At 66.6% G+C, this 24,950-nt stretch carries 20 protein-coding genes and 2 riboswitches; of the genes, 14 read left to right on the plus strand and 6 right to left on the minus strand.

All coding sequences use genetic code 11. From position 1 onward, the window contains the following. Positions 1 to 374: 374 nt before the first annotated feature. Positions 375 to 797 (plus strand): aspartate 1-decarboxylase, encoded by a 423-nt coding sequence (panD, locus tag Q2T94_RS08275; RefSeq protein WP_264271095.1) that lies wholly within the window; start codon positions 375 to 377, stop codon positions 795 to 797. A gap of 48 nt (positions 798 to 845) precedes the next feature. Then, positions 846 to 2,534, plus strand: coding sequence for a long-chain-fatty-acid--CoA ligase (locus Q2T94_RS08280; protein WP_302263635.1), 1,689 nt, complete (start codon positions 846 to 848; stop codon positions 2,532 to 2,534). A gap of 73 nt (positions 2,535 to 2,607) precedes the next feature. Here the strand turns inward: Q2T94_RS08280 and Q2T94_RS08285 are convergent, their stop codons facing one another. Continuing rightward, the gene (locus Q2T94_RS08285; RefSeq protein WP_302263636.1) at positions 2,608 to 4,509 is read right to left on the minus strand and encodes a metallophosphoesterase family protein; all 1,902 of its coding nucleotides are present in this window, start codon (positions 4,507 to 4,509) and stop codon (positions 2,608 to 2,610) included. Between the two features lie 190 nt (positions 4,510 to 4,699). After that, a riboswitch (guanidine-III (ykkC-III) riboswitch) is annotated at positions 4,700 to 4,766 on the plus strand. Between the two features lie 11 nt (positions 4,767 to 4,777). On the opposite strand from Q2T94_RS08285, the gene Q2T94_RS08290 reads away from it, so the two are divergent. Together Q2T94_RS08290 and Q2T94_RS08295 are read left to right on the plus strand one after the other, a co-directional pair. Then, entirely contained in the window at positions 4,778 to 5,095 is a 318-nt protein-coding gene (locus Q2T94_RS08290) for a DMT family transporter (protein ID WP_302263637.1), read from the plus strand. A 540-nt stretch (positions 5,096 to 5,635) separates the two neighbouring features. After that, positions 5,636 to 6,046, plus strand: a complete 411-nt coding sequence (locus Q2T94_RS08295) for a DUF302 domain-containing protein (RefSeq protein WP_302263638.1) — start codon at positions 5,636 to 5,638, stop codon at positions 6,044 to 6,046. A 306-nt stretch (positions 6,047 to 6,352) separates the two neighbouring features. On the opposite strand, the gene Q2T94_RS08300 is transcribed toward Q2T94_RS08295, so the two are convergent. Beyond that, positions 6,353 to 8,911, minus strand: a complete 2,559-nt coding sequence (locus Q2T94_RS08300) for an ATP-dependent Clp protease ATP-binding subunit (RefSeq protein WP_302263639.1) — start codon at positions 8,909 to 8,911, stop codon at positions 6,353 to 6,355. Between the two features lie 817 nt (positions 8,912 to 9,728). Next, a riboswitch (cyclic di-AMP (ydaO/yuaA leader) is annotated at positions 9,729 to 9,903 on the plus strand. Between the two features lie 3 nt (positions 9,904 to 9,906). Here Q2T94_RS08300 and Q2T94_RS08305 point away from each other — a divergent pair. The 3 genes from Q2T94_RS08305 (at position 9,907) to Q2T94_RS08315 (ending at position 12,820) form a co-directional block, all read left to right on the plus strand. Then, a complete protein-coding gene (locus tag Q2T94_RS08305; RefSeq protein WP_302263640.1) occupies positions 9,907 to 10,944 on the plus strand; it encodes a M23 family metallopeptidase in 1,038 nt (345 codons plus the stop codon). A 256-nt stretch (positions 10,945 to 11,200) separates the two neighbouring features. Next, complete coding sequence (locus Q2T94_RS08310) at positions 11,201 to 11,755, plus strand: NAD(P)H-dependent oxidoreductase (RefSeq protein WP_302263641.1); 555 nt, start codon at positions 11,201 to 11,203, stop codon at positions 11,753 to 11,755. Positions 11,756 to 11,866: 111 nt separating this feature from the next. Beyond that, positions 11,867 to 12,820, plus strand: coding sequence for an acyl-CoA thioesterase (locus Q2T94_RS08315; protein WP_302263642.1), 954 nt, complete (start codon positions 11,867 to 11,869; stop codon positions 12,818 to 12,820). Between the two features lie 95 nt (positions 12,821 to 12,915). Here the strand turns inward: Q2T94_RS08315 and Q2T94_RS08320 are convergent, their stop codons facing one another. Beyond that, entirely contained in the window at positions 12,916 to 14,631 is a 1,716-nt protein-coding gene (locus Q2T94_RS08320) for an alkaline phosphatase D family protein (RefSeq protein ID WP_302263643.1), read from the minus strand. 149 nt (positions 14,632 to 14,780) lie between these two features. Between Q2T94_RS08320 and Q2T94_RS08325 the strand changes: the two genes are divergently transcribed. From Q2T94_RS08325 to Q2T94_RS08345, 5 genes are all read left to right on the plus strand, one after another. Further along, on the plus strand, positions 14,781 to 15,230 hold the full coding sequence (locus tag Q2T94_RS08325; RefSeq protein ID WP_264271107.1) for an SRPBCC family protein: 450 nt from the start codon (positions 14,781 to 14,783) through the stop codon (positions 15,228 to 15,230). Positions 15,231 to 15,307: 77 nt separating this feature from the next. Continuing rightward, the gene (locus tag Q2T94_RS08330; protein WP_302263644.1) at positions 15,308 to 16,747 is read left to right on the plus strand and encodes a glycosyltransferase family 87 protein; all 1,440 of its coding nucleotides are present in this window, start codon (positions 15,308 to 15,310) and stop codon (positions 16,745 to 16,747) included. Then, positions 16,737 to 18,149 (plus strand): phytoene desaturase family protein, encoded by a 1,413-nt coding sequence (locus Q2T94_RS08335; RefSeq protein WP_302263645.1) that lies wholly within the window; start codon positions 16,737 to 16,739, stop codon positions 18,147 to 18,149. The genes Q2T94_RS08330 and Q2T94_RS08335 overlap by 11 nt, the downstream gene beginning before the upstream one ends. A gap of 259 nt (positions 18,150 to 18,408) precedes the next feature. After that, on the plus strand, positions 18,409 to 19,638 hold the full coding sequence (locus Q2T94_RS08340; RefSeq protein ID WP_302266384.1) for a sensor histidine kinase: 1,230 nt from the start codon (positions 18,409 to 18,411) through the stop codon (positions 19,636 to 19,638). Continuing rightward, the gene (locus Q2T94_RS08345) at positions 19,631 to 20,266 is read left to right on the plus strand and encodes a response regulator transcription factor (RefSeq protein WP_302263646.1); all 636 of its coding nucleotides are present in this window, start codon (positions 19,631 to 19,633) and stop codon (positions 20,264 to 20,266) included. Before Q2T94_RS08340 ends, Q2T94_RS08345 begins: the two co-directional genes overlap by 8 nt. Positions 20,267 to 20,278: 12 nt before the next feature. Here Q2T94_RS08345 and Q2T94_RS08350 read toward each other — a convergent pair whose 3' ends face one another. The 3 genes from Q2T94_RS08350 to Q2T94_RS08360 form a co-directional block, all read right to left on the minus strand. Continuing rightward, on the minus strand, positions 20,279 to 21,019 hold the full coding sequence (locus Q2T94_RS08350; protein WP_302263647.1) for an SGNH/GDSL hydrolase family protein: 741 nt from the start codon (positions 21,017 to 21,019) through the stop codon (positions 20,279 to 20,281). A gap of 127 nt (positions 21,020 to 21,146) precedes the next feature. Next, on the minus strand, positions 21,147 to 21,791 hold the full coding sequence (locus Q2T94_RS08355; RefSeq protein WP_302263648.1) for a hypothetical protein: 645 nt from the start codon (positions 21,789 to 21,791) through the stop codon (positions 21,147 to 21,149). 68 nt (positions 21,792 to 21,859) lie between these two features. After that, positions 21,860 to 22,915: a CPBP family intramembrane glutamic endopeptidase gene (locus Q2T94_RS08360; protein WP_302263649.1), complete on the minus strand. Its 1,056-nt coding sequence runs from the start codon at positions 22,913 to 22,915 to the stop codon at positions 21,860 to 21,862. A 133-nt stretch (positions 22,916 to 23,048) separates the two neighbouring features. On the opposite strand from Q2T94_RS08360, the gene Q2T94_RS08365 reads away from it, so the two are divergent. Further along, positions 23,049 to 24,290 carry a sensor histidine kinase gene (locus Q2T94_RS08365; protein ID WP_302263650.1) on the plus strand — a complete coding sequence of 414 codons (1,242 nt, stop codon included), beginning with the start codon at positions 23,049 to 23,051 and terminating at the stop codon, positions 24,288 to 24,290. Further along, positions 24,278 to 24,946, plus strand: a complete 669-nt coding sequence (locus Q2T94_RS08370) for a response regulator (RefSeq protein WP_302263651.1) — start codon at positions 24,278 to 24,280, stop codon at positions 24,944 to 24,946. Before Q2T94_RS08365 ends, Q2T94_RS08370 begins: the two co-directional genes overlap by 13 nt. The last annotated feature ends 4 nt before the right edge of the window (positions 24,947 to 24,950 follow it).

Below are 24,950 nucleotides of genomic sequence, written 5' to 3' on the forward strand. Positions count from 1 at the left end.
TGCGGGTCGGATACAAAGAGGCGCAAGGCCGCCTGCCGCGAGACGACAGGATTGCGGTCCGCACCACGCGGTGCGTCGATCCGTCCCAGTCAATCAAATCATCATGGGCAATCGCTGACGGAGGCCCTGCCGAGGCGTGTACTGGCAGGGTATGCCCGGGTGCCGCCGCGACGGTTCGGTTCCGAGTCAGGCATCCGATGGTTAGCCACGAACGCGGTTCCCTGACTCCAAGTACGTCACAGACAACCGGAAGCCGGCGCGTCTACAATGTCTTAGGCGCCGGAACACTCACTGCACCAAGCCGGTGGCCCGGGGATGGCATCCAAGGATGAATGTCGCCCCCAGCACAACCCCCTTCCAGGAGATCCCCCCCTATGCAGCGCACCATGTTCAAGTCCAAGATCCACCGCGCCACTGTCACGCACGCGGACCTGCACTACGTCGGATCCATCACCATCGACGCCGACCTTTTGGACGCGGCTGACATCCTTCCCGGGGAACTGGTCTCGATCGTGGACGTCACCAACGGCGCCCGGCTGGAGACCTACACGATTGCCGGGGAGCGCGGTTCGGGGGTCATCGGCATCAACGGCGCCGCCGCCCACCTGGTCAACGTGGGGGACCTGGTCATCATCATCACGTACGCCTCCATGACCAACGCCGAGGCCCGCGCCTTCAAGCCGTCCGTGGTGCACGTGGACGAACACAACGCCATCCGCGCGCTGGGCACCGACCCCGCCGAGGCGCTCGCCGACGGCTTGGAAACCCCGCCCTTCGCCATCTTCGCCGACGCCTGAGAATCCGCCAGGTCGTTCCCCTGCCGTGAGAAGCGGCATGATGGAACCATGGAGAACACTGCCGCGCACCCCTGGACCAAGAACTACCAGCCGGGCGTCCCGGCCGAGATCGAGCTGCCCACCGAATCCCTGAGCGCGATGTTCGAGCGCTCCGTCGCCGAGGCGGGGGACAGCCCGGCCACCGAGTTCTTCGGGAAGCGCACCAGCTACCGCGAGCTCGGAGAACAGGTGGAGCGCGCCGCCGAGGGGCTGCGCCTGCTCGGCGTTCGTGCCGGGGACAGGGTCGCGCTGATCCTGCCCAACTGTCCGCAACACGTCATCGCGTTCTACGCGGTGCTGCGCCTGGGCGCGGTGGTCGTTGAGCACAACCCGCTCTACACCTCGCGCGAACTGCGCCACCAATTCGAGGACCACCAGGCCCGCGTCGTCATCGCCTGGGACAAGGCGGCCGAATCGGTGCGTCAGTTCCCGAAGGACATGCGCATAGACACCGTGGTCTCGGTGAACCTGCTCGAAGCCTTCCCGGCCGTGAAGCGCATGGCGCTTAACCTGCCAGTGAAGAAGCTCCGCGCCTCCAAGGCCGCGCTGACCGCGCCCGCCCCCGGGACCATGGCCTTCAAGGACCTGCTCAAGGCCGGCCGGATCGATACCGCCCATCTGCGCCCGGGCGTGGAGGACCTCGCGGTCATCCAATACACCTCCGGGACCACGGGAAGGCCCAAGGGTGCGATGCTCACCCACTACAACCTGTATTCCAACGCGTTGCAGGGCGAGGCTTGGATGGCCGGGGCGCAGGAACGCAAGGAAATCCTCTACGCGATCCTGCCGATGTTCCACGCCTTCGGCATGACCCTGTACCTGACCTTCGGCGTGAAAAAGCAGGGCCTGCTGGTGCTCTTCCCCAAGTTCGACCCGGACCTGGTCCTGGCGGCGATGAAGAAGTCCCCAGCAACCGTGTACTGCGCCGTCCCGCCGATCTACGAGCGCACGGCCCTGGCCGCGAAGGCCAAGGGCGTGTCGCTGCGCTCGGCCAAGTACTGCATCTCCGGGGCCATGAACCTGCCCGATGCCGTGGTCGAACTCTGGGAATCGGTCTCCGGTGGCCTGCTGGTGGAGGGCTACGGGATGACCGAGTCCTCACCGGTGGCCCTGGGCAACCCCTTCCACCCGACCCGGCGCACCGGGACCATCGGGGTGCCGTTCCCCTCGACGGACATGAAGGTCGTGGACTTGGATGACCCGTCGATCGAGGTGGCCCAGGGCGAGCCCGGCGAGTTGCTGCTCAAGGGTCCGCAGGTGTTCGCCGGTTATTGGAACAACCCGGAGGAGACTGCCAAGACGCTCACCGCCGACGGCTGGTTGCGCACCGGGGACGTGGTGACGGTTGATGCCGAGGGCTTCACCACGATCGTGGACCGAGCCAAGGAGCTGATCATCACCGGCGGCTTCAACGTCTCGCCGACCGAGGTCGAGACCGTGCTGCGCGCCCACCCGGATGTGTTGGACGCAGCCGCGTTCGGCAAGGCGTTGGAACGCGGCGGGGAAATGGTGGTTGCCGCCGTGGAGCTGGAGCCCGGGACGGAATTGGACGAGGACGCGCTGCGCGAACACTGCCGCGGACAGCTGGCGGGCTACAAGGTGCCCAAGCGGATCGTGGCCATCGAGGCGATGCCGCGCTCGATGCTCGGCAAGATCCTGCGCAAACAGGTCCGCGAACAGGTCGCACCCGGCCTGTAGGAACCCACGCGAAAGCCCCGGGACGAATGCGGCATCGGCCGCATCCGTCCCGGGGCTCTCTTGCTTTCGAGCCCTACTTCTTGGCGGTTCCGTCGGCGCCGACGGCGAATTCCACGACGTCGTCGTAGACGCGGCGTTCGGTCTTGACCAGGTTGTAGTCTTCGTCGAGGACCGGAAAGAGGTAGATGGGGCTGAGCTTGATCTTCGCCCCGTCGCCCTGCCGGGTGATGTCGATCTGCAGGTGGCCGTAGTGCAGGCCGCCGTCAAGAAGCTGCGGGGTTCCGTTCTCGTCGGTGGCCCAGGTCTCGGGCTGGTTGGCCGCGGCGGACCACTTCGAGTGGGTGTTGAAGCGCAGCGGCTCGTACTCGCCCTTCTCGTTTTTCACCTGCTGCTCGCCGCGCAGCCCGTCGGAGGCGACGCCCACGTCGTAGGAGTGGAAGCCCTGCCCGTCGCCGTCGCCGTCGACCCAGGAGCGCTCGAACATCTCGTCGTGGCCGGAGAGCACCGTGGCCACCCCGTACTTCTCAAAGAGCGGGGAGTAGGCGCGCATCGCGGTGCCGGACTGGTTGTCCGCGTGCTCGTGGTTTGGCGGCGTTCCGTGCACGCCCGAGGAGTAGGCGGCGTGGTGGAACTGGACGATCACGATCTGTCCCTGTTCGCGGGCCTCGGCCAGCTGCTTCTCGGCCCACTTCCACTGTTCGCCGCCGACCGACATGTTGGGCAGGTCGGAATCCTCCGCGGTGGTGCCCGCGAAGAGTTCGGTGTAGGCCTTGTCGTAGTCGGCGTCGGTGAACTCGCCCTGGGTGTCGGTGGAGAGGTTCTCCGCCGTGAGGTTGGAATCGTCCCCGGAGAAGGGTTCGCCGGAGAGGGTGCCGGTCTTGGTGTTCTCGTCCGGTTCGCCGTTGGTCGAGTCCAGGGTCAGCACCGTCACCGGCCCGTGGTCGGTGCGGTAGTAGGAGCCCTTGGCCGCCGGGTTGGCGGCGTCCCCGTCGTTGTCGAAGTAGGAGAGGTACTTGTTCCGGGAAATGACCGCGGGCGACTGGTCGGCGGGCGAGCCGTAGCCGCCGTTGATCCCCGCATAGGTCTCCCAGTTGCCCAGCGCCGTCACCAGCGGGACGTTGGAGGCAAGGTCGCCGTGTTCGCCGGCGAAGTAGCCAAAGAATTCGTCCCAAGCAGGCTGGTAGCCCGCGCCCTGGACCAGGTCGCCGGCGATGAGCATCAAATCCGGGTCGGCCGCCTCGATCGCCGCCATGTTCTCGCGCATCGCGGTGTCCTGGCTGAGCGGGTAGCGAAGCGTGAAGTCGCCGTAGCGGGTGGTGGAGCCGAACTTCTGCGCCCAGGCGGAATCGCTTCCGGGACGCTGTTCGGAGTCGGGCGTGTAGCCGTTGACCGGGTTCAGTTCCCACTCGCGGTGCTCGACGCGGCCCATGGGTTCTGTCTCGGAGTCGGAGAACGCGATCAGCCGCAGGTCTTCCCAGGACTCGGCGTCGGGTGCGGTGGTGAAGGTGCCCTCATGGCGCTTGCCGCCCTGGGCGACCGTGTAGTTGTAGTCCTTGCCGGCCTTCAGTCCCTCGACGGTGAGCGTGTGCTTGTAGTTGGTGTTGGCCTTGAGCCAGGAACCCTTCACCAGACCGCTGATGCTTTGGTCCAGTTCCTTCTGGGTGTATTCCATCAGCGGCATGTACTTCGGGGTCGAGGTGAGCACCCGCTGGTTGCCCGCGCCCTGGCCCTTGCCGTTGCCGATACCAGGACCGGTGACGCTCAGGGTTCCCGGGTCGGCGGTTTCGCTGATCCAGCTGATGGTCATGGCATCCGGCTTCGGGTTCTGCAGGTAGGGCAGAACGCGGAAGCCGGGCTGGGCGTCGCGGGTGCCGACGGTGCTGTTGGCCGGTGCGGTGGTGGCGCCGGCCGGCGTGGCCAGCAGGGGCGTGGCCAGAACGGCAAGTGCCAGGGCAGCGGACAGGGACTTCTTCATGTTTTGCCTCACGGTGCGGTGTTGGATTGGCGCGGCCGGGGGAGCGGCGCGCGAACCCATCCTCCCCGACCCTCACCAACCGAAGATGGCGCGCCGGTAAACATGCGGTGACCGCGGGGAGCCCTGTTGAGATGGGCGTTCCGGCTCGACGTCCGCCTTGCCTCGGGGCTGCGATGTGTGAAAATCTGGGAAGAAGCCTCATGACAGGGGTTCCGGACGATGGGTGCCGTACCCGGTGTGCGACAAGACGGCCCGCGAGGAGTCAGTCATGTCTTGGTTTATTCTCATTGTTTCCGGTGTTCTCGAAGCCGTTTGGGCCACCGCGTTGGGTAGATCCGAAGGGTTAAGCCGGTTGGTTCCTACCGTTGTATTCGCCGTGGGACTGGTGTTGAGCATGGCCGGCCTGGCCTATGCGATGAAGGAACTGCCACTCGGTACCGCCTATGCGGTATGGGTCGGAATCGGTGCGACGCTGACGGTCGTTTACGCGATGGCCACTGGCACCGAGACGATCTCGATCCTGAAAGTGCTCTTTCTGCTGATGATCATCGGCGGCGTTGTTGGCCTCAAGTCCCTTCACGCCTGAGCTCCGTTCATCCCAACCTCGATGGGCCGGAAAGGGTCCGGCGGTTCCCAGATGCTCGCCTGTTGTGCGATGTTTTCACGCATACCTTGCCTGGTTCGCCAGGTGGAGCATAGGTTTGGGGGACTGTCGGGCGTTTCCTTGGGGGAGAAGCTATGGATCACTATGAATGCTTGGGGGTGGGACGTGCTGCATCCCCCCACCAAATCAATGTCGCTGCCAGGTTTGCCTTATGGCGCAATGGCACCAGCGCTCTTGAATGTCGGCGGATCATGGCTGCATGGTTCGTCGTCGGGGACCCGAACCGACGGTTCGACTACGATTTCTGGCTCATGTGCAACCCTGGACCCAGGGAAAACTTCGTGCCTGTGGAACGAAAGACCGCCACGGGACAGGTGCCATGAATAGAACAACCCCCAGGCAGTGCCGGGCGTGGTGATTGTTGGCCGAGGGGCAGACAGCGTCTTGGATCGCGGCTAGGCTGGGCCGCAAACACCGGCAACCCGACGCGCACGGCGCTGGGGGAGCGAGAGGACCACTGACATGGGCTACACGCACAGCATCACCGTTTCGCTGGACTGGGAGGAAGCAGTGGCCCGCACCAAGGATGCACTGGGGCGCCAGGGCTTTGGGGTGCTGACCGAGATCGATGTGCGCGCCGTCCTGACGGCAAAGATCAGTGCCGAATCGGCCGACCGGATCGGCGACTACCTGATACTTGGGGCCTGCAATCCGCATCTGGCCAATCGGGGATTGCTCACCGAGCCCGAACTTGGGGCCTTGTTGCCGTGCAACGTGGTGGTCCGCAGGGCACTGGACGCGACCGAAACCACGATAGAGACCATTGACGCGCAGGTCCTGTCCCGCATTAGTGGGAACCCTGCCATTCGCGAGGTAGCCGCCGATGCCGATACCCGCCTGAAGGCGGCGCTGGACCAGCTACGCGACACCTAGGCCATTCAACAGTCGGTGCCGACTCAGAGCTGCGGCACGCGGGTTGGTACCTGTTCCGTTCCTGGCTTGGCCCCTCCACTGTCGGGCCGCGCAGGTAGAGCCGCGCAAGAAGGGCGATGACCAGTCCGAGCTTCCATGTGCGGCGAACACGCCCGGAACTGCGCTCCCATCTTTTCTTGCGCGACATTCAACCCCCAAGGTTTCTGCCTGGGTGGGGCTCCCCGGCCCCCACACAATCCAGCACAGGCCGAAGACGCGACAGAGGGGGCGGGAAATTCTTCCCGCCCCCTCTGGCTTCCTTCCCGGCTACGCCGCGAGTGCAGCTTCCCGGCCTGCCGAAACCTGCAGGCCCGATTCGTCGGCTGTCACCGTCACGGTGCCTCCCGCGGCCAACTCGTCGGTGACCAACAGGTCCGCGACCTCGTCGTCGAGCTCGCGCTGGATGACCCGGCGCAGCGGGCGGGCGCCGAACTCCGGCTCGTGGCCTTCGGCGGCGATCCAGGCGACAGCTGCCTCGTCCACCTCGAGGCCGATGCCGTTGGCGGCAAGCCGGGCCTCGGTGCGGCGCAACTGCAGCCGCACGATCCCGCGCAGCTGCTCCGCCTCCAGCTTGCGGAAGAGCACCGTCTCGTCGATCCGGTTCAGGAACTCCGGACGCATGGTCTCACGCAGCCGGCCCATGACCTTGGCGCGCAGCTCGCGCTCGGACCCGGTGCCGGAATCGCTACCGAAGCCCAGCGGGGCACCGCGGCTGGCCAGGAACTCGGATCCCAGGTTGGAGGTCATGATGATGACGGTGTTGCGGAAGTCGACGGTGCGGCCCTGCCCGTCGGTGAGCCGGCCGTCGTCGAGCACCTGCAGCAGCAGGTTGAACACGTCGGGGTGCGCCTTCTCCGCCTCGTCCAGCAACACGACCGAATAGGGGCGGCGGCGGACGCGTTCGGTCAGCTGCCCCGCCTCGTCGTAGCCGACGTATCCCGGAGGGGCGCCGACCAGCCGCGAGACCGTGTGGCGCTCGCCGAACTCGCTCATGTCGAAGCGCACCATGGCGGACTCGTCGCCGAAGAGCGAGGCCGCCAGCGCCTTGGCCAGCTCGGTCTTGCCCACGCCCGTGGGGCCCAGGAAGAGGAAGCTGCCGACCGGGCGGTTTTCGTCGCCCATCCCGGTGCGGGAGCGGCGAACCGCCTTGGCAACGGCAGCCACAGCATCGTCCTGCCCGACGACCCTGTCGTGGAGCTCGTCCTCCAGACGGGCCAGGCGTTCCTTGTCGTCCTCCGTCAGCCGCGCGGCGGGGATGCCTGTGGCGCGGGCGATGACCTCGGCGATCTGGGCTTCGTCGACCACCGCGTCGGCGGTGCCGGTGCCGGACTCCTCAGTCTCGGCCAGCCGGGCAGAGATTTCCTCGGCCTCGTCGCGCAAACGCGAAGCGTCCTCGTAGCGCTCCTCTGCCACCGCGCGGTCCTTGGCGGCTGCGAGTTCGGCTATCCGCGACTTCAGCGCCACGGTGTCGATGCCCGGTCCGCGCTTGAGGCCCAGCCGGGCACCCGCGGTATCGATCAGGTCGATGGCCTTGTCCGGCAGGAACCTGTCGGTCACGTAGCGGGCCGACATTTCCACCGCGGCGCGGATCGCCTCGTCGGTGTAGGTGACCCGGTGGTGCTGCGCGTACCTTTCCTTCAATCCGTGCAGGATCGTTACGGCGTCCTCAAGGGAGGGCTCGCCGATGGTCACAGGCTGGAAGCGGCGTTCCAAGGCGGGATCCTTCTCGACCTTGCGGTATTCGGCCAACGTGGTGGCGCCGATGAGGTGAAGCTCGCCGCGGGCCAGCCGGGGCTTGAGGATGTTGCCGGCATCCATGGATCCCTCGCCGCCTGAGCCGGCGCCGACCACGGTGTGCAGCTCGTCGATGAAGACGATCACCTCCCCGTCCTGCGCGGCGATCTCGTCCATGGTCTGGGTCAGGCGCTCCTCGAAGTCGCCGCGGTAGCGGGTGCCGGCGACCATGGCCGGCAAGTCGAGCGCGATGATGCGCTTGCCTGCCAGCTGATCCGGCACCTCGCCGGCGACGATGGCGCGGGCGAGGCCCTCGACAACGGCGGTTTTGCCGACGCCGGCCTCGCCGATCAGCACCGGGTTGTTCTTCGTGCGCCGGGCCAGGATCTCGATGGTCTGCTCGATCTCCTGCGTGCGGCCGATCACCGGGTCCAGCCCGTCCTCGGCGGCCCGGGCGGTCAGGTCCATGCCGAATTTCTCCAACAATGGCGTCTCACCCTTGGCGGGCTGGTTGGCCTCGGCGGATTTCCGCTGGGTCGGAGCGGAACCGGAGCGTTGTTGTTCGGCACCCTCGGCGGCGGCCTGCAGGGTCTGCGGAGTGACTCCGGCGGCGCCGAGCACCTGCCCGGCCGGGGATTCGGTGTTGAGCACGAATGCCAGGAACAGGTGTTCGGGATCGATGTAGGTTGAGCCGAAGGCGCGGGCGACCTGGTAGGCGTCCAGCAGGGCGCGCTGGGCCGATGGGGTCAGCGCGGGAGCGGATTCGGAGTGTCGCGGTCCGGATTCGGGCAAGCGCTGTTCGGCGTCGCGGGCAATCGCCCCGGCGTCGGCCCCGGAGCGGCGCAGGGCCTCGTCGACGGGCTCGATCTCGAGCATCACGCGCAGCAAGTGCAGCGCGTCGATGTCGGTGTGGCCGTGTTCAACGGCGAATTGCGCGGCACGGGTCAGTACCTCGTGCGTGTGGCGGCTGAGCAGTCGGGTGATGTCGACGGGGCGCCCGAAGCGGCTGGTGCGCTGGCCTTGCAGGTAGCGCGCCAGGAAATCCTCGAAAGAGCCGTTGCCGGCGCCGGATGGGCCAAAGAATGCTGGCATGTTTCCTCCTATTGGATACTTGAGTGCTATTGGCTCAAGTTAACGCGGATGCCAACAGGATATTCCCGGGCGTGATTCCGGCGGGGCAATGTTCGCCGACGGCGAGATGCCGGGGGTGACGGCCTGGAGATGCTTTCAGCACGGCAGCACGGAATATGCCTGCTTCAGGGTGTCACCCGCCCGCTTGCCCTTCAGGCAAGCGGCTGGTGGGGGACGGTGGTCCTTCTTGCCCGAGGCGTGGAGGTGCCAGTGTTCCCTTTTCCGCACGCCGAGACGCAGGCAGGTGATAGTCCTGTCCATCAACAAGGACTTCGCAGCGGCCACGATGTTCCCGTTAAGGAAGAAGGTCCAACTCAGGATGGATTTGCGGGTCTTCACCTACTGAACCTGCCGCATTATCCGCAACTGGTTGAAGGCGTGGTGAGCCGCAATGGAGGGAATCAGCCCGACGACCGGCTTGGACTGCACCATCCGCACCGCCGCAGAGCCCGGGCCCACCGTCTACTTGATCACATTTAAGCTACCGCCCCGGGGGAGCTCCTGACTATTGCCATCCAGATGGAATCCGGGCTGCTGGCGCAGCCCTACTATGACGCCATCCGACCGGGCTCCTAGTCACCATGGAAAGGGCCGGAAGTCCGCACTTGTGCGGGTATACGGGATCGAGGGAGCGGGAGCCATCGACCGGTGTCGGCATCCACGTATTTGTCCGCCGCATGGATTGATAACGGAATTGTAACTTTTGTATTTACCCTCGTAGGGTTTTACATCGGGTCGCATCTAGGCAACCCAGTCCCGATCCGGTTCGCCCAACCCTACCGGCGGATCGCGGAGTAAAAATTCCCGGTAGGGGCGGAGGACCCAATCAACCGATCCTGGTCTTGCACCATGGATCTCGGGGTGAAGTTGAGTCCACCTTGGTGGGCTCGGCCGAGTTAATCTCATGACTCGAATCCGACAGCTAACTTCGCAGGCGATACATGAGAGGTAATCATTTGACCCAGCACCATAATTCCGCGCGCCGCCGCGCGTCCGGCCCCGTTGATGCCAAGCCCGCCAACGCTTCCATGGAGCAAATCGCGAGCGGCGAAAACACTTCCCGGCGGTCGGGCCGCCGCGCACTCGGCGCGGTCCCGGATTCCGCGCAATCCCCGAATGACACGGAGTATGCCGGCCGCCGATTCGTGGCAAGCCTCCGCTATGGAGCGGCCCCGGACGCTTCATCCATGGCCGCCGCCGAAGTCCCTTCCGCATCTGGTGCACAGTCGGTGCCCCTGCCGATGCCTGCGGAAGCCGGCAAACTGGACAGCGTTCGGAAGTTCGCCCCCCGGAACCGGCGCCCCCGCCTCGGGTTGGCGCACAAGCTCGCAGCAGTCGCCGCCGTGTCCGCCCTGGCATTCGCTGCCGCCCCCGCGCAGGAGGCCGAGGAGGTTGCCCCGGAGCCCCAGCGCGTCGCCCAGACCGCCGTCGCGGATGTCAAAGCCCCGGCCAGCGACAAGCTCACGGTCGATCGCGCCTCGGTGACCAGCAAGTTCATCAAGGTGGAAAAGAAGGAAAAGAAGCCGGCCCCTGTCACGACCGTTGCCGCCGCAAAGGTCGCCAAGGACGCCAAGCCGGCGCCCGCCGCCACCGCTGACACCGGAAAAGTCACCAAGCTCGCCCAGCCGGTGGACAGTATCCGGTTGACGTCGCGCTTTGGTTTCCGCAAGAACCCGACCGGTCCGGGGTACATGAACCACAACGGCCTGGACTACGCAGTTCCCATGGGTACGCCGATCAAGGCAAGCGCCGCCGGCACCGTCGTGCAGGCCGAATGGGCCGGCCACTCCGGCAACCGCGTCAAAATCGACCACGGCAACGGGCTGGAAACCAGCTACAACCACAACTCGGCCCTCAAGGTGTCCGTGGGACAAAAGGTCGGGCGCGGCGAGGTCGTCGCCCTGGCTGGCAGCACGGGCAACTCAACAGGCCCCCACCTGCACCTCGAGGTCATCGTCAACGGCAAGTGGGTCAATCCCGAGGGCTGGCTCTAACGGCCAGGCATCGCCGATCTGTGGCGGACTTCGTTTCGTATACCTCGAGAACTTGTCCTGCAAAGCTGAAACGATCCAGATCACCACGGCAATGACCGCAAGAACGCCCACGATTCTCCCTACGCGGCCGCTTCCGAGCATCCGCCAATGTGTTGCTCGTCACGGCGGTGTGGGGAATCGAGAGGCCCATTGCGTGGTTGACATTGATTGACGCATCAAGCACCACCCCCCCCGAAAAAACAGGAGACTCCCTCTTATGGCAACCACCGTCCTGACCCTCGTCGGTTCCCTCCGCAACGGTTCCACCAACCAGCAGCTGGCCGAGGCCACCGTCGCGAACGCCCCTGAGGGCGTTGAGGTGAACCTTTACGCCGGCATCGAGGACATTCCGTTCTACAACGAGGACATCGACGTCGAGGGACAGGTTCCGGCTGCTGCCGTCGCCCTGCGCGAAGCCGCCGGTGCGGCCGACGCCCTGCTGCTGGTTTCCCCCGAGTACAACGGCACCATGCCTGCAGTGCTGAAGAACGCCATCGACTGGCTTTCCCGCCCGATGGGCGCCGGTGCCGTCTTCGGCAAGCCCGCCGCCGTCATCGGCACCGCCTACGGCCAGTTCGGTGGCGTGTGGGCCCAGGACGAGGCCCGCAAGGCCGTCGGCATCGCCGGCGCCACCGTGCTGGAAGACGTCAAGCTCTCCATCCCGGGTTCGCTGGTCCGCTTCGCCGAGACCCACCCGAAGGACGACGCAGAGGTTGTCGGCCAGGTTTCGGCAGTGCTCGAGGGCATCCGCGCCGCCGCCGAAAGCAACTAGTCCAGAAATGGTATTGACCCTTCGGGGTCGATGAGTGCACCTGTGGCCGGTACCTGTTTCGGGTGCCGGCCACAAGCGTCTGTTGCGGCGGCACATGGCTAGTATTGGCACATGAACGACGTGATGACGCTGCGCTTCCTGGCCGCACCGACCGATGTTTCCGAAGACGGGCTCACGGTCCAGGCCGGGCGCGTGCTCGAGTGGATCGACAAGGCCGGCTACGCCTGCGCCGTCGGCTACTCCGGCGGCTACTGCGTCACCGCCTACGTCGGGAACGTCCACTTCACCCGGCCCATCGAAAACGGCGACCTGATCGAGGTTACCGCCCGGATCGTGCACACCGGGCGCAGCAGCATGCAGGTGGTGGTCACCGTCGACGCCGCCGACGTGCGCGAACGCGTCTTCAAGCCCGCCATGGACTGCATCCTGGTCTTCGTGGCAATGGACGAGCAACGCCGCGCCAAGGCGGTCCCGCCCTGGAAGCCGGCCGATGCCGCAGCGGCCCAACTGGCACATGGGGCGGCCGACCGCGTGGCCGCGCGCGCCGAGATCCGCCAGGCCATGCTGGCGCAGGAGTACACGGAGGCCGGCACCGCGCCTCGCGAGAAGTTCAGGTTCCTGGCCTCCCCGACGGACGTGAACTGGGGAGGGAACGCACACGGCGGGATCGTGATGCGCTGGATCGACGAGGTCGCCCGGGCCTGCGCCATGGGGTGGTGCGGGGATGATGCGGTGGCCGTCTATTCCGGGGGCATCCACTTCACCAATCCCATCCACATCGGCGACGTCGTCGAGCTCGAGGCGCGGCTGATCCACACCGGACCGCATTCCATGCACATCGCCGTGCACGTGCGCGCCCGCGACCCCCGCGAAACGCAGTGGCGCGACACCACCCAGTGCATGACCATCTTCGTCGCCCGTGACGAGTCCGGCCGCGCTTCCGCGGTGCGGCAGCTGGTGCCCGTCAGCGAGGAGGACCGGCGGCTGGACGCACACGCCGTGGACCTGGTCCGGCGGCGGGCGGAACTGAGCCCCCTGCGATTCGCCACGGAGCGGGTGTACTGAGCCGGCGGCAAATACCGTACGGGGCAGGTGCGGCCGGGCATCGGACGGTGCCCGCGGTTGCCGGCAGGGCGGTGCCCTGGAGATCCCCGCCCCGTTTACGATTCCGGCGAATGCGTGTGGTCCCCGCGCGCCCGAAGCGAGGCAACCTCCACGGTGTCCAACCTCGGATGCATATGGTCCCCATCCCGGACCACCCCGGTGACCCAGCTGATTTCCAGTCCGTCGCCGGTGGCCTCAATGATGGCCAGGCAATTGTCGAACCACGGCCCCTTGATGCCGCTCCAGGCAAACGGGGGGTTGGGCACGTGCGCCTGGCTCGCCATCCAGGCCCCGAAGGGGACCGCGGGACCCAGCGCCAAGGCTGCGGCAAAGTACCGCAGGAACCGGGGCAGCGGGTTGCGGATCGGGGAACACACGGCCTGCAGGATCCTGCTGCCGCCCTGTCGTTCGACTTCGGAAACGTAGGAAAAGTGCACATCCCCGGAGAGGAACGTGACGGTCTGCGGGGCCGGTCCGCGCTTGCCGTCGGCGACCTCCGTGGCAAACCGGGCGACCTCCTGGAAGCTGCTTTGGAAGGCCGCCCAATGTTCAAGGTCGAAGGTCCTGCGCAACCGCTCGCCCAGCCAGCCCCGCAGGCTTCTGCGGCTTCCGCTGGAGATGGCCTCATCCCAGGATTCCACGTGGTGCAGGCCCATGGGCAGCAGGAAGGGCAACGAGGTGCCGATCAGCAGGTGGCGGAAGCCGCCGCGCATCCGCCCATCAAGCCACGCAAGTTCAGTCGGGTCGAGCAGGGCACGCCGGCCGGGGTCCAAGGTGCGTGCGGCCCGGGAGTCAACCACGATCAGGCGCACCGCATCCCAGTCCCGGCAGTAGCTCCAACTGTGGCTTTCGGGTTCCGCGTCGACGCGCTCGGCGAATTCGTCCAGCTCGGCGGTCAGGTCCAGCTCGCCGGTTCCCGTGTGGGCAGCGATGCGCCGCCACAGCGGATCGGCAGCCCGCTGATCGGGGGAGAGGTTTCCGAGGTGCTGATAGATCCAGTACGAACCGATCCCGGAAACCATGCGTTCGTGCCACCAGCCGGTCTTCTGCATCTCACGTTTCCACTCCAGGGATGAGTTCCAGTCGTCGCGGATGTCGTGGTCGTCGAACATCATGGCGCTGGGCAGCGTGGAGAGAAGCCAGCGGTTGGCCGGGTCCGACCAGGCCAGGCTATAGAGGTGGGCGTATTCCTCGTAGTCCTTCAGCTCTTCCCCGGGGGCTTCCTTGATGTTGCGGCGCCTGCGGATGAACTCCTGCATTTCCAGGCTGGTGGAGTCCGCGTAGACCTGGTCGCCAAGGAACAATGCCAGGTCGGGCCAGCGGCCGTGCTCGAGCCCGGCCATGGAGAGGGCGTAGGCGCGCATTGCGTCGACCCCGTGCGTACGATTGCCCGCTTCGTCATGCGGGACACTGGTGCGACAGGATCCAAAGGCCAGCCGGGGTTCCTTGGCCGGATCCAGGGTGGCGATCATGGAGTCGGGGAACCCGTCCTCGATGGGCCAGACACGTTTTCCGTTCAGGTGCACGGTGTAGGGACGGACGGTTCCCGCCTTTAGCCCGGATACTTCGACCAGCGCGTAGTGGTGGCCGTGGGCACCGAACGTCGCTGCCTGCCAGGAGTCCGCGCCGCAGCGGACCTCGACGGTGCAGGCCATGGCGGTTTCGACCCAGAGGCTGGCGGAGGTGTTGTCCACGTGGCGGAGCATGGGGCCGAGCAAAAGGCCCTGGGCGGTCTCCGGGCCGAGGCCGGCCGGTGTGGTTCCAGTGCTCATCGGAATTCTCCCTGGTGGTGCCGGTCAACCCAGAATGGCACACCGGAAACCTCCGGCATAGACCGGCATTCCACCAAAACCCGGTCCCCGCCCTCTCGTCCTGGCCCGATGTGCCGCTGCGCGGTGCGGGCAGTGCATAGGATGGGCTGATGAGTCACTCCCGCTACCTGCAGACCCGCCGGCGCTTCATCCCCGCTGCTGCCCCGCACGAGGTCTTCGAGCTGCTCACGAATCCCGAAATGCACCCTGTCATCGACGGCTCCGGAACGGTGCGGGCCTCCAGCGGCCGGTCACAGCGACTGACCCTGGGCAGCGAATTCGGCATGCAGATGCGTCTGGGCGTTCCCTATCGCATCAGCAACACCGTGGTCGAATTCGAGCAGGACCGGACGATCGCATGGAGGCATTTCAGCGGACACCGCTGGCGCTATGAACTCGAACCCCAAGGGTCCGGGACACTGGTCAGCGAAACCTGGGACGCCAGCCGGCTGCGGCACCAGTGGATGCTTCGGCTCCTGGGCTTCACCCGGAGAACCGGGCCGAACATGGAACGGACGCTCGAGCGGCTCGCCGCGCAATTCCCCGGCCGCGCCGAGTAGGGCACTGCGGAAGGGCGAAACACCGTGCGCCACCGCGCATCACGCACCTCCCGGCGCCGGGCACTAGGCTAAAAGCCATGAGCCAACCACCCGCCCCGGGCCCGTCGAAGCCACGGCTCGCACCGATGCGCATCACCGTGCCGAGCCGCAGCGACGCCTTCCTGCGCAAGTTCACCGAGGTCATTGGCGGGCCATTGGGCAGGCACTCCAGCCCGGGGCGCATCGCCCCCGGGTTCTTCACCGTCGAACGCGTGCTGGTCATCCTCACGGTGATCGGTGCGTTGCTGGCGGTTCTGGCGAAGAATGCCTGCAGGCTCAATGGCTGGGGCGGCACCAACCCCTATGCGTGGGCCTGCTATTCGGACTGGACGGCACTCTTCCACGCCCGCGGCTTTGCCGAGAACGCGTTCGCCCCCTTCGCCGCCGGCGCCGAGTTCGAATATCCCGTGTTGATGTCAGTCATCGCCTCGCTCACCGCTGCCCTGGTGCCGGCCGGTGAATTCGACAGGTCGCTGGCCTTCTTCGACCTAAACCTCTTCCTGGTGGCGGGCCTGTGGCTCGTCGTCGTCGTGGCCACCGCACGGACCGCCGGGCGCCGCCCCTGGGACGCCGCCATGGTGGCACTGGCCCCGGGGATGATCCTTGCCGCTTCGATCAACTGGGACATGTGGGCCGTGGCGTGCCTGGCACTGGCGATGCTGGCCTTCTCGCGGCAAAACACTTTCCTGGCCGGGGTGCTCATCGGTGTGGGGACCGCGATCAAGGTCTTCCCGCTGCTCTTCTTCGGCGCCGTGATCGTGCTGGCCATCCGCACGGGCAGGTACAAGCCGCTCATCGTCTCGCTGGCCGGGGCGGCCCTGGCCTGGTTGGCGGTGAATCTGCCCATGGCCCTCGTGAACTTCGACGCGTGGAAGCACTTCTTCACCTTCACCGAGGACCGCGGGGCGGGGCTGTCCTCCTTCTGGCACATCTTCAACGTCACCGCCGGCGTCGTGCCGCAGATGGCGGAGCTGGATGCCGCCACCATCAATGCCCTGGCCCTGGGGCTCTTCGTGGCCAGCTGTGCCTTCATTGCCTATCTCGGCCTCAACGCCCCGGTGGCCCCGCGGCTGAGCCAGCTGGTGTTCCTCATCGTCGCCTCCTTCATCATGTTCAACAAGGTCTACTCGCCGCAATTCGTGGTGTGGCTGATCCCGCTGGCGGCACTGGCCTGGCCGAAGTGGAAGGACTTCCTCATCTGGCAACTCTTCGAGGTGCTGCACTTCTGGGCGATCTGGATGTACCTCTACGCCACCACCGCCGACATCCAGGCCTCCAACACGTTCCCCACCTCCTTCTACGTCTTTGCCGTGCTGGGGCACATGATCGCCACCGGGTACCTGATGTACCGGGTGGTCCAGTCGATGTACGACCCCGAGCTGGACCCGGTGCGCCGGGTGGGGCAGTCCGATCCGCAGGCAGGTGCCTTTGCCGGGGCGAAAGACCGGTTCGTTCTGGGAGCAAAGCATGGCGCATGACGTTGCGGTGATCGGGGCCGGGCCCAACGGGCTGGCCGCAGCCCTGACGATGGCCAGGGCGGGGCTTTCGGTGCGGCTCCTTGAGCGCAACGACACCGTGGGAGGTGCCGCGCGCACCAGGGGGCTGGGGTACCCCGGGGCAATCCACGACCTGGGCTCGGCGGTGCACCCGATGGCGCTGCTCTCCCCGTTCTTTGCGGAGATCGGCCTGCGGGACCGCGTCGACTTCGTGGTTCCGGAGATCTCCTTCGCCCACCCGTTTCCCGACGGCCGGACCGGAATTGCCTGGCGGGACCTGGAACGGACCGTTCAGGCGCTGGGCGCGGACGGCAACGGCTACCGCAGAATCCTTGGGCCCGTCGTTGAGCGCATGGCAACAACCTCCGACCTGTTGCTGCATCCGCTGCTGCGCCTCCCGCGGCAACTCGGTGCACTCACGGTCTTCGGGCTGCGCGCGGCCCAACTCATGGTCCCGGGCCTGGGCACCGGCGAACTCGCCGCTGCGATGATTGCCGGGTGCGCAGCCCACACCGCCGGCGGCGGCCGCGGGCCCGCCACCGCAGGTGCCGGTCTCTTCCTCGCTGCCGCTGCGCACTCCGGGGGGTGGCCGATCCCCATCGGTGGCTCGCAGGCGATCGCCGATGCGTTGGCCGGCATGTTCGTTGAGGCCGGGGGGAGCATCGAGCTGGACACCGAGGTCACCGACCTGGCCCAGATCCCCGAAAAGACAGTCCTCTTCGACACCTCCCCGGAGGCACTGGCCTCCATTGCCGGGCGGGTGCTGCCGCAGAAATATAAGAACATCCTCACCGGCACGCGCCGGGCTCCGGGGTCCTGCCTCATCCACTATGTCCTCAACGCACCCGTGCCGTGGCGCAACACCGAGCTTGCCAATGCCGGCACTATCCATCTGGGTGGCACCGCCGCGCAGATTGGGAGGGAGGAGCGCCGGGTGCGCACCGATGTTTCGAGCGCGCCCTACGCGATCGTTTCCCAGCCCAGCCGCTTCGATGCAAGCCGGGCGCCGGAGGGCAAGCACGTGCTCTGGGCCTATTGCCACGTGCCCAACGGAAACCCCGCGGACCTCACCGCCGTAATGGACCGCCAACTGGAGGCCGTGGCCCCGGGCTTCACCGACACCATCGAATACAGCCAGGCGGTTACCGCGCCGGGACTGGCGTCTCAGAACCCCAACCTGGTCGGCGGGGACCTCTCGGGCGGGGCGACCGACATGCGCGGCATGCTGGTCCGCCCCACGCTGTCCACCGATCCGTGGCGGACCCGGGCCAAGGGGATCTATCTGGCTTCCAGTTCAACCCCGCCGGGTCCGTCGGTGCACGGAATGAGCGGCCACCTTGCGGCGCTGAGCGCCCTTGACCACGAGTTCGGGATCCACAGGTAGGCAGCGGGAATCCGCGGGTAAAAAGAATAGGAAAAAACCTATACTCCCTTATACATCCTTGGACTTCACTAGATTCCGCCATGAACCGGGGGAGCTCGGGCCATTTCCCGAGCAAGACGAAGCGTGGGATCAACCATTTGGTGGAGCCGGTCCGTGAAGGTGCGCGGCTACGCTGGGTGTTGTGACAGATCCTGCCCCGCAACCCAGCCTCGGGGCCGAGCCGAGCCTCGCAGATGCCCCTACCGCCTCGGCCGGCGAGATGGTGCTGCGCGTTCTGCGCGTGGGGCTGCACGTCGGCTTCGCCGTGTTGCTGGGCGTCGGGCTGGTGCGCGCGCTGCTTTCCGAAACGACGATGCTCCGGCTGATCACGGCCATCGCCCTCACCGGTCTGTTGGCAGCGCTGTATCTGGCCGGAACCATCGCGGAAAAGCGCCATTCCGCCGGACGGGCGCCAAATACCGTGCGCTGGGCCAATTGGTGGCTTGCAGGGGTTGTGCTGTTGTGGCTCGTGCTGCTCTACCTGCACGCGGACTATTCCTGGCTGGCGTTCCCACTCTTCTTCCTGCACCTGCACATCCTGGGCCAACGCCATTCCCTGATCGCCGTGGCGCTGCTGACCGCCTCGGTCGTTGCGGCCGGATGGTTCCACTCCGGGTCCCTCGCCCTTCCCCAGATCCTGGGACCGATGGTCGGGGCGATCTTCGCGGTCATCATGGGCATGGCCTATCGGGCGTTGTACACCGAGGGCGTTAACCAGCGCCTTGCCCTGGACGAATTGCGGGCCACCCGGGCGGCGCTCGCCGAGGAACAGCACCGCGCGGGGACCTTGGGCGAACGCACCCGGTTGGCCCGCGAAATCCACGACACCCTGGCCCAGGGGCTCTCCAGCATCGTGCTGGTTTCCCGATCCGCCACGGCAGCCCTGGCGGCGGGGGACACCCGGGCTGCGGCCGAACGCCTCGAAACCATCGGCGCCACCGCCGCCGAAAACCTCGCCGAGGCCCGCGATTTCGTGGCCGACCTATCCACGGCCGGCGACGGAGCCCATTCCCTGGTCGGAAAGTTGCGCCGACTCTGTGTCGCCACCGAACGCACCGCGGCGGCAGCCGGCCGCGGTTTCGAGATCACCTTTCGGCAGGACGGCCCGGCCACCGCGCTTCCCGCCGAGGTTTCCGCGGCACTTATCCGCGCCGCCCAGTCCGGGCTGGCCAACGTCGCTGCCCACGCGCACGCCAAACGCGCTGTCCTCAGCCTGGGGTACCTGCCGGATGCCGTGACCCTTGATGTGTTTGACGACGGGGACGGCATGCACCTCGCACAACTTCCTCTTGAGCCGCGTGCCGACGGCACCGGCTATGGGCTGGCCGGGCTGCGCGAGCGCCTGGGACTACTGGGGGGTTCCCTGGAGATCGAATCAACCCCCGGGGAGGGAACGGTGCTGGGCGTTCGCATCCCCTTCACCACGGAAGGAAGCCAGGACGATGCCTAATCTGAAGATCATGCTGGTCGATGACCACCCGGTGGTGCGGGCGGGCCTTCGCGCGGTGCTCACCGAACAGGGCGGGCTCTCGGTGCTGGCAGAGGCCTCCGACGGGGCCGCGGCCCTGGCGCAGCTGGAGCGGTTGAAGACCTTGGGCCAGCGCGTGGATGTGGTGCTCATGGACCTGCAGATGGACGGCATGGACGGTGTCACCGCCACAAAGAAGATCCGTGCCGAGAACGGCCCGCCGGTGCTGATCCTGACCACCTACGACTCGGACGCCGACATCCGGGCGGCGCTGGATGCCGGGGCGGCAGGCTACCTGCTGAAGGACGCCCCGCTGCCCGAGGTGCTCGCGGCGGTCGAGGCCGCCGCAATGGGGGAGCAGGTGCTCTCGGCGGACCTTGCCGCCAGGGTGACCCCCGAGGCCCGTGCCAACTCCACCGACCTGAGTCCGCGCGAGCTCGAGTTGCTGCAGCTGCTGGCCCGCGGGCGGAGCAACAAGGAGATCGCCGCGGAACTGTTCATCTCCCAGTCCACGGTCAAGACGCACCTGATCCACATCTACGACAAGCTCGGGGTGGACAACCGCACCGCCGCCATCGACAGGGCCCGGGCGAACAGGGTCATTCGCTGAATCGTGGGCCGGCTACCGGGCCGCGACGTCGGGCTGCCCCTTGAGCGCCCCGAGAATGAGCGCCTCCATCTTTTCCCGCAGGTGGCGGTGCCCCTCCACCGAGGGATGCAGTCCGTCCGGGCCCACGAATCGCTCGGCATCAGCGACGACCCAGCCCCGTTCGATGGGATCGACGTACATTGCCCCGGCGGCTTGCGCCTCTTGTTTGACCGCGTCCCGCAGCGCCAGGAACCTTGCCTCCGGCCGGGTGCTGTACGCCGGTGGCCCAACCACCAGGAATGCGGAGCGCGGCGCCCTCTCCCTGGCCGCCGCGTACGTTCGGCCCACGGCAGCCGCCAGCTCCGTGGGGTCTTGGTGAAGATCGTTTATTGAGCCGAAGAACACCACCAGGTCGGCGTCCGGTGTCAGAGCCTGTTCCACCTGAAGGGCGAAGGTGGAGCCGGTGACGCCGACGTTGAGATAGCCGCTGCCGTTTTGCGCAGCGTTGAGCAGATTCAGCTGCATCGAGTCGTCCCCGGGCGCCATGGCGATGAGGTTCGGCCAGGCGTTCTCGGCGCTGGTGCCAAAACCGGTGCTCAGCGAATCGCCGATGATCACCACGCTGCGCACGGAGGTCGAGGCCGACACCGACGAGGAGTCCGGGGTGGAGGTCGTGGACCCGGTGCCTTGGCAGCCGGCAAGGACCAACGCCCCCGTCAGTGCCAGCAGCAGAGGAACGGGGGCTTGGCGCCATCGCCGCGGAGCATGCTCCATGTTTGGTCCCTTTCTGGCCGAACCAGGTACGCCGCCTTGGCGGCGCCCTCCTTCAAAACGACTGTCGCTCCCCAGCGTACGCGCAGCGTCTTGGCGTCGGCAGGGGCGTCGGCGCGCGGGCCTGGGATCAGCTTTCGGGGCAGTATTTATCCCGGGCCATGGGAATGGGGGAATCGACGATCTCGCCCTCGTTCTCCGAGCAATCGAAGACTCCCCGCTCCTTGTCTTTCCAGCTGTTGACCCTTCCCTGGTCGGAGAGGTTTCCGCACTCCAGGGTGATCGGCACGGAGACTTGTCTTACGGCCTGGTAGCCCAGTGTCTTGGTTGGTTCCTCGATGGACTCAAGCAACTCCACAACGCCGTCCAGCCCTTCAATGCCGCCCAGCGTGGGGTAGCCGATGGTGTCGCCGATATCCTCGGTGAACCTACCGGTGGAAGGGCCGGCCCCGTCCCAACTGATCGTCGCTTCATAGCTCTCGCTGAGGTATTGCGTGGTTTTCTTCCCACCCGAGGTCGTGTCCAGTTCCATGGCTCCGATGATTCTCCAGTCCTCCTCGCGAGGTGGACCCGAGGTAATGACCGGATGCTCGCAGCTCGCCCAATTGTTCGGGTCGCCTCCGGCTCTCTTGGCCGGTGCCGAGGGCGATGCGGACGCCGAGGGGGTTGGCGCCGGTCCGTCCAACGGAACGCATCCGGCCAGCAGCAGCATCGTTGCTGCCAGCGGCAGGATCGCCATCGAGGTCCTGCGGGCGCTGCGGCCGGTTGCCTTCACGGTGAACCCTTTCAACGATGTTTGCCCAAACCTACACCGGGATGCGCCGCCGAACCCGGCAACCCGGCTCAGGGCTGGCGCGGTGCGTCCCCGGGCTGCACCCAATAACCCGGTGGGGCGATCGCCGGTGCCGCCGCGGGCGGGACGCTGAGCCGCTGGATCTTGCGCCTGTTCGCCAGCCAGACGATGACCAGGACGAAGACCGTCGTGGTGGCCATCGATGCGATGAGGCTGGGCAGGTTGCTTTCGGTGACGCTGACATCGACCAGGCCGATGGCGCCCAGGGAGAAGATGGCGGAGTTGTTGACCACGTGCAGGGCAATGGCGGCCTCCAACCCGCCGGTGCGCCAGGTGAGCCACCCTGCGGCCAGGGCGAAGAAACCCACATCCAGCTGACCGTAGATGTCGTAGGCATGTCCCATCATGAAGAGGGGAATGGGCAACAGGATTGCGAAGGCTGGATGGCGCAGCCAGCCGCCCACCAGCTGCATCAGGTACCCGCGGAACACATACTCCTCGGCGGTGGCCTGAAACGGCACGAGCAGGATGGTCAGCCCCAGCAAGAGCCACATGTCCGGGGCGTTGAAATCCGGGCTGAAGCCGAGCCCGGACAAGGCGTCCACGACGAAGGTGATGCCGAAGCTCAGCCCCAGCACGCCGAGGGCAACCAACGCGCACAGCCCCAGCCAGCCCCAGCGCATGCGTCCGGCCACCGAGGTCAGCGATCCGACCTTCTGGACATTCATCATCCGGGTTGCCAGCAGGATCACCGGCAGCATCAGGATCAGGGAGACCATGGAGATGACAAAAACGAACGGGTCGGACATGTCGATCGAATCGATGGATATCATGACTTCGTCGGCGGCACTCTCCAGTTCCGGGTTTCCGATGGCGACGAAGACAAAGACGATCGCAGCCAGCAGCAGTAGGCCCAGGTACAGGCCTAGGGCAATGAGCCCCACCAGCAGCGTCTTCCACCAGCGGTAGGCGGAGTAGGTGCGGGCCAGCCGGTGAAATGGCAGCGGTTCGGCCGGGACCGGGGGCACCGGAACCCATTGGGCTGGGTGCTGGCCGGGCTGCGGGTTCTGTGCCGGGGGCAGTTGCGGCGGCGGGATCGTGTTCATGTCACCATTCTGTATCACCAGGGGCCCCGGGCGCCTCGCCAATTGGGACGATCTTTCCGCGGCCGGGAAGACGGTCCCACGTGGTCCTTTCGGTCGATACCGGGCCACGGGCCCCGCCGGTAACGTTAAGCCCATGACCACGGAACTCGAACCGACCGCCCCGCGCACCCGACTGCGCCGGTTCCTGTCCCAGGCCTGGCGCGTGGGCCTGGGCCTCGTGCTCGGATTCGTCTTCTTTTCCTTTGTCTACGAATCGTATTCGCCGGACTCCGAGGCGGACATGGACGCGGTGGGCCTGCTGGTGGGCCTGGACATGCTGTGCGGGCTGGCCGCCCTGCTGCTCTATCCCTTCCGCCATCGCTACCCGGTGCCCATCTCGGCGGCCCTGGTGCTGCTGTCGATTCCGTCCTCCATCGGCGCAGGGTTCGCTGTGCTGGGCGTGATTTCCCTGGCCACCCGGAGGAGGCCCTGGGAGATCGCGGGCATTTCGGCGATGTTCCTGGCCGCCGTGCCGCTGGGGGAGTGCCTGGTGGGTGCCGAGCTGGTGGCGGAAGACGACACGACCACTTGGTGGCAAGTGGGCATCGTGGCATTGGTCATGGTCGGGTTGATGGTGCTTTTGGGGATGTACGTCGGGGGTCGGCGGCAGCTCGCCGTTTCCCTGCGCCGGCAAGTGCACAGTGCCGAGCGCGAACGGGAGGCACAGCTCCACGCGGCCAAGGCCGACGAGCGCACCCGCATAGCGCGCGAAATGCACGACGTCCTGGCACACCGGCTCTCGTTGGTCGCCCTGCACTCCGGGGCGTTGGAATTCCGCAGCGACCTGACGCCGGAGCAAACGAGGCAGACGGCCGGCGTCATCCGCGAAAACTCCCACCTGGCCCTGGGCGAGCTGCGCGAGGTGCTGGGGATGCTGCGCGACCCCAACACGCTCTTTGACGGCGAATTGGCCAGGCCGCAGCCGAACCTCGGGCAGTTGCAGGAAATCCTGGATGCCAGCCGTGCGGTGGGCACCGAAGTCCAGTTGGTCCTGGAAGCGGAAACGCGAGAACGCCTGGACGTCCTGTCCGAGTCCACCGGGCGCCACCTGTACCGGATCGTCCAGGAGGCGCTGACCAATGCCCGCCGGCACGCGCCCGGGCAAGACGTCATGCTGGAGATCGGAGGCCACGCGGAGGACCGGCTGTCCCTGCGCGTCTCCAACCGACTGACCCAGGTTCCGTCCCTCGTCTCGGGTGCAGGGTCCCTGCCCAGCTCGGGCCTGGGGCTGACCGGCCTGGCCGAGAGGGTGCGGTTGGCCGGCGGGGAACTGCAGATCGATCCGGGGACCAAGGGAGAATTCGTGCTGAAGGTGTGGCTGCCGTGGGGACAGTAGGCGAGTCGATTCGCATCATGCTGGTCGACGACGAGAACCTGGTGCGGGCAGGACTGCGCATGATCCTCGAATCCGACCCGCGCATCGATGTGGTCGGCGAATGCGCCGACGGCCGCTCGGCGGTGTCGATGGTCGCGGAACTGTCACCGGACCTGGTGCTCATGGACATCCGGATGCCGGTCATGGACGGGCTGGCCGCAAGCGAGGCCATCCTGCGGGCCAGCCCGGAGCAAAAGATCCTCGTCCTGACCACGTTCAACACCGACGACATGGTGCTTTCGGCGCTCAGGATGGGAGCCAGCGGTTTCCTGCTCAAGGACACACCGCCGGCCGAGCTCATGGAGGCGATCAACCAGGTTGCCGCCGGGCGCACCATGCTCTCGGAGTCGGTGACCAGGCAGCTCATCGCCGTTGCCGGCTCGCGGCCGGAATCCACCCGGCGCAACGCAGCACTCGAAAGGCTAGCTGTGCTCACCGAGCGGGAACGCGAGATCGCCGCGGCGATGGCGCGCGGCAGCTCCAACCAGGAAATCGCCGAGGAGCTGTTCATCTCGCTGGCAACGGTGAAAACCCACATCGGGAGGGTGCTGGACAAGCTCGACGCAGACAACCGCGTCCAGGTCGCGCTCTGCGTCTTCGAATCCGAGGACCGCTAGCGTC

Origin of the sequence: Paeniglutamicibacter sulfureus (genome assembly GCF_030512175.1) — a bacterium.
In the GTDB taxonomy this organism is placed as follows: Bacteria; Actinomycetota; Actinomycetes; order Actinomycetales; family Micrococcaceae; genus Paeniglutamicibacter; species Paeniglutamicibacter sulfureus.

Excerpts from the sequence above, each read along its gene's own strand:
- panD (WP_264271095.1), top strand. The coding sequence starts at position 375 with ATGCAGCGCACCATGTTCAAGTCCAAGATCCACCGCGCCACTGTCACG.
- Q2T94_RS08280 (WP_302263635.1), top strand. The coding sequence starts at position 846 with ATGGAGAACACTGCCGCGCACCCCTGGACCAAGAACTACCAGCCGGGC.
- Q2T94_RS08285 (WP_302263636.1), bottom strand. The coding sequence starts at position 4,509 with ATGAAGAAGTCCCTGTCCGCTGCCCTGGCACTTGCCGTTCTGGCCACG.
- Q2T94_RS08290 (WP_302263637.1), top strand. The coding sequence starts at position 4,778 with ATGTCTTGGTTTATTCTCATTGTTTCCGGTGTTCTCGAAGCCGTTTGG.
- Q2T94_RS08295 (WP_302263638.1), top strand. The coding sequence starts at position 5,636 with ATGGGCTACACGCACAGCATCACCGTTTCGCTGGACTGGGAGGAAGCA.
- Q2T94_RS08300 (WP_302263639.1), bottom strand. The coding sequence starts at position 8,911 with ATGCCAGCATTCTTTGGCCCATCCGGCGCCGGCAACGGCTCTTTCGAG.
- Q2T94_RS08310 (WP_302263641.1), top strand. The coding sequence starts at position 11,201 with ATGGCAACCACCGTCCTGACCCTCGTCGGTTCCCTCCGCAACGGTTCC.
- Q2T94_RS08315 (WP_302263642.1), top strand. The coding sequence starts at position 11,867 with ATGAACGACGTGATGACGCTGCGCTTCCTGGCCGCACCGACCGATGTT.
- Q2T94_RS08320 (WP_302263643.1), bottom strand. The coding sequence starts at position 14,631 with ATGAGCACTGGAACCACACCGGCCGGCCTCGGCCCGGAGACCGCCCAG.
- Q2T94_RS08325 (WP_264271107.1), top strand. The coding sequence starts at position 14,781 with ATGAGTCACTCCCGCTACCTGCAGACCCGCCGGCGCTTCATCCCCGCT.
- Q2T94_RS08330 (WP_302263644.1), top strand. The coding sequence starts at position 15,308 with ATGAGCCAACCACCCGCCCCGGGCCCGTCGAAGCCACGGCTCGCACCG.
- Q2T94_RS08335 (WP_302263645.1), top strand. The coding sequence starts at position 16,737 with ATGGCGCATGACGTTGCGGTGATCGGGGCCGGGCCCAACGGGCTGGCC.
- Q2T94_RS08340 (WP_302266384.1), top strand. The coding sequence starts at position 18,409 with ATGGTGCTGCGCGTTCTGCGCGTGGGGCTGCACGTCGGCTTCGCCGTG.
- Q2T94_RS08345 (WP_302263646.1), top strand. The coding sequence starts at position 19,631 with ATGCCTAATCTGAAGATCATGCTGGTCGATGACCACCCGGTGGTGCGG.
- Q2T94_RS08350 (WP_302263647.1), bottom strand. The coding sequence starts at position 21,019 with ATGGAGCATGCTCCGCGGCGATGGCGCCAAGCCCCCGTTCCTCTGCTG.
- Q2T94_RS08360 (WP_302263649.1), bottom strand. The coding sequence starts at position 22,915 with ATGAACACGATCCCGCCGCCGCAACTGCCCCCGGCACAGAACCCGCAG.
- Q2T94_RS08365 (WP_302263650.1), top strand. The coding sequence starts at position 23,049 with ATGACCACGGAACTCGAACCGACCGCCCCGCGCACCCGACTGCGCCGG.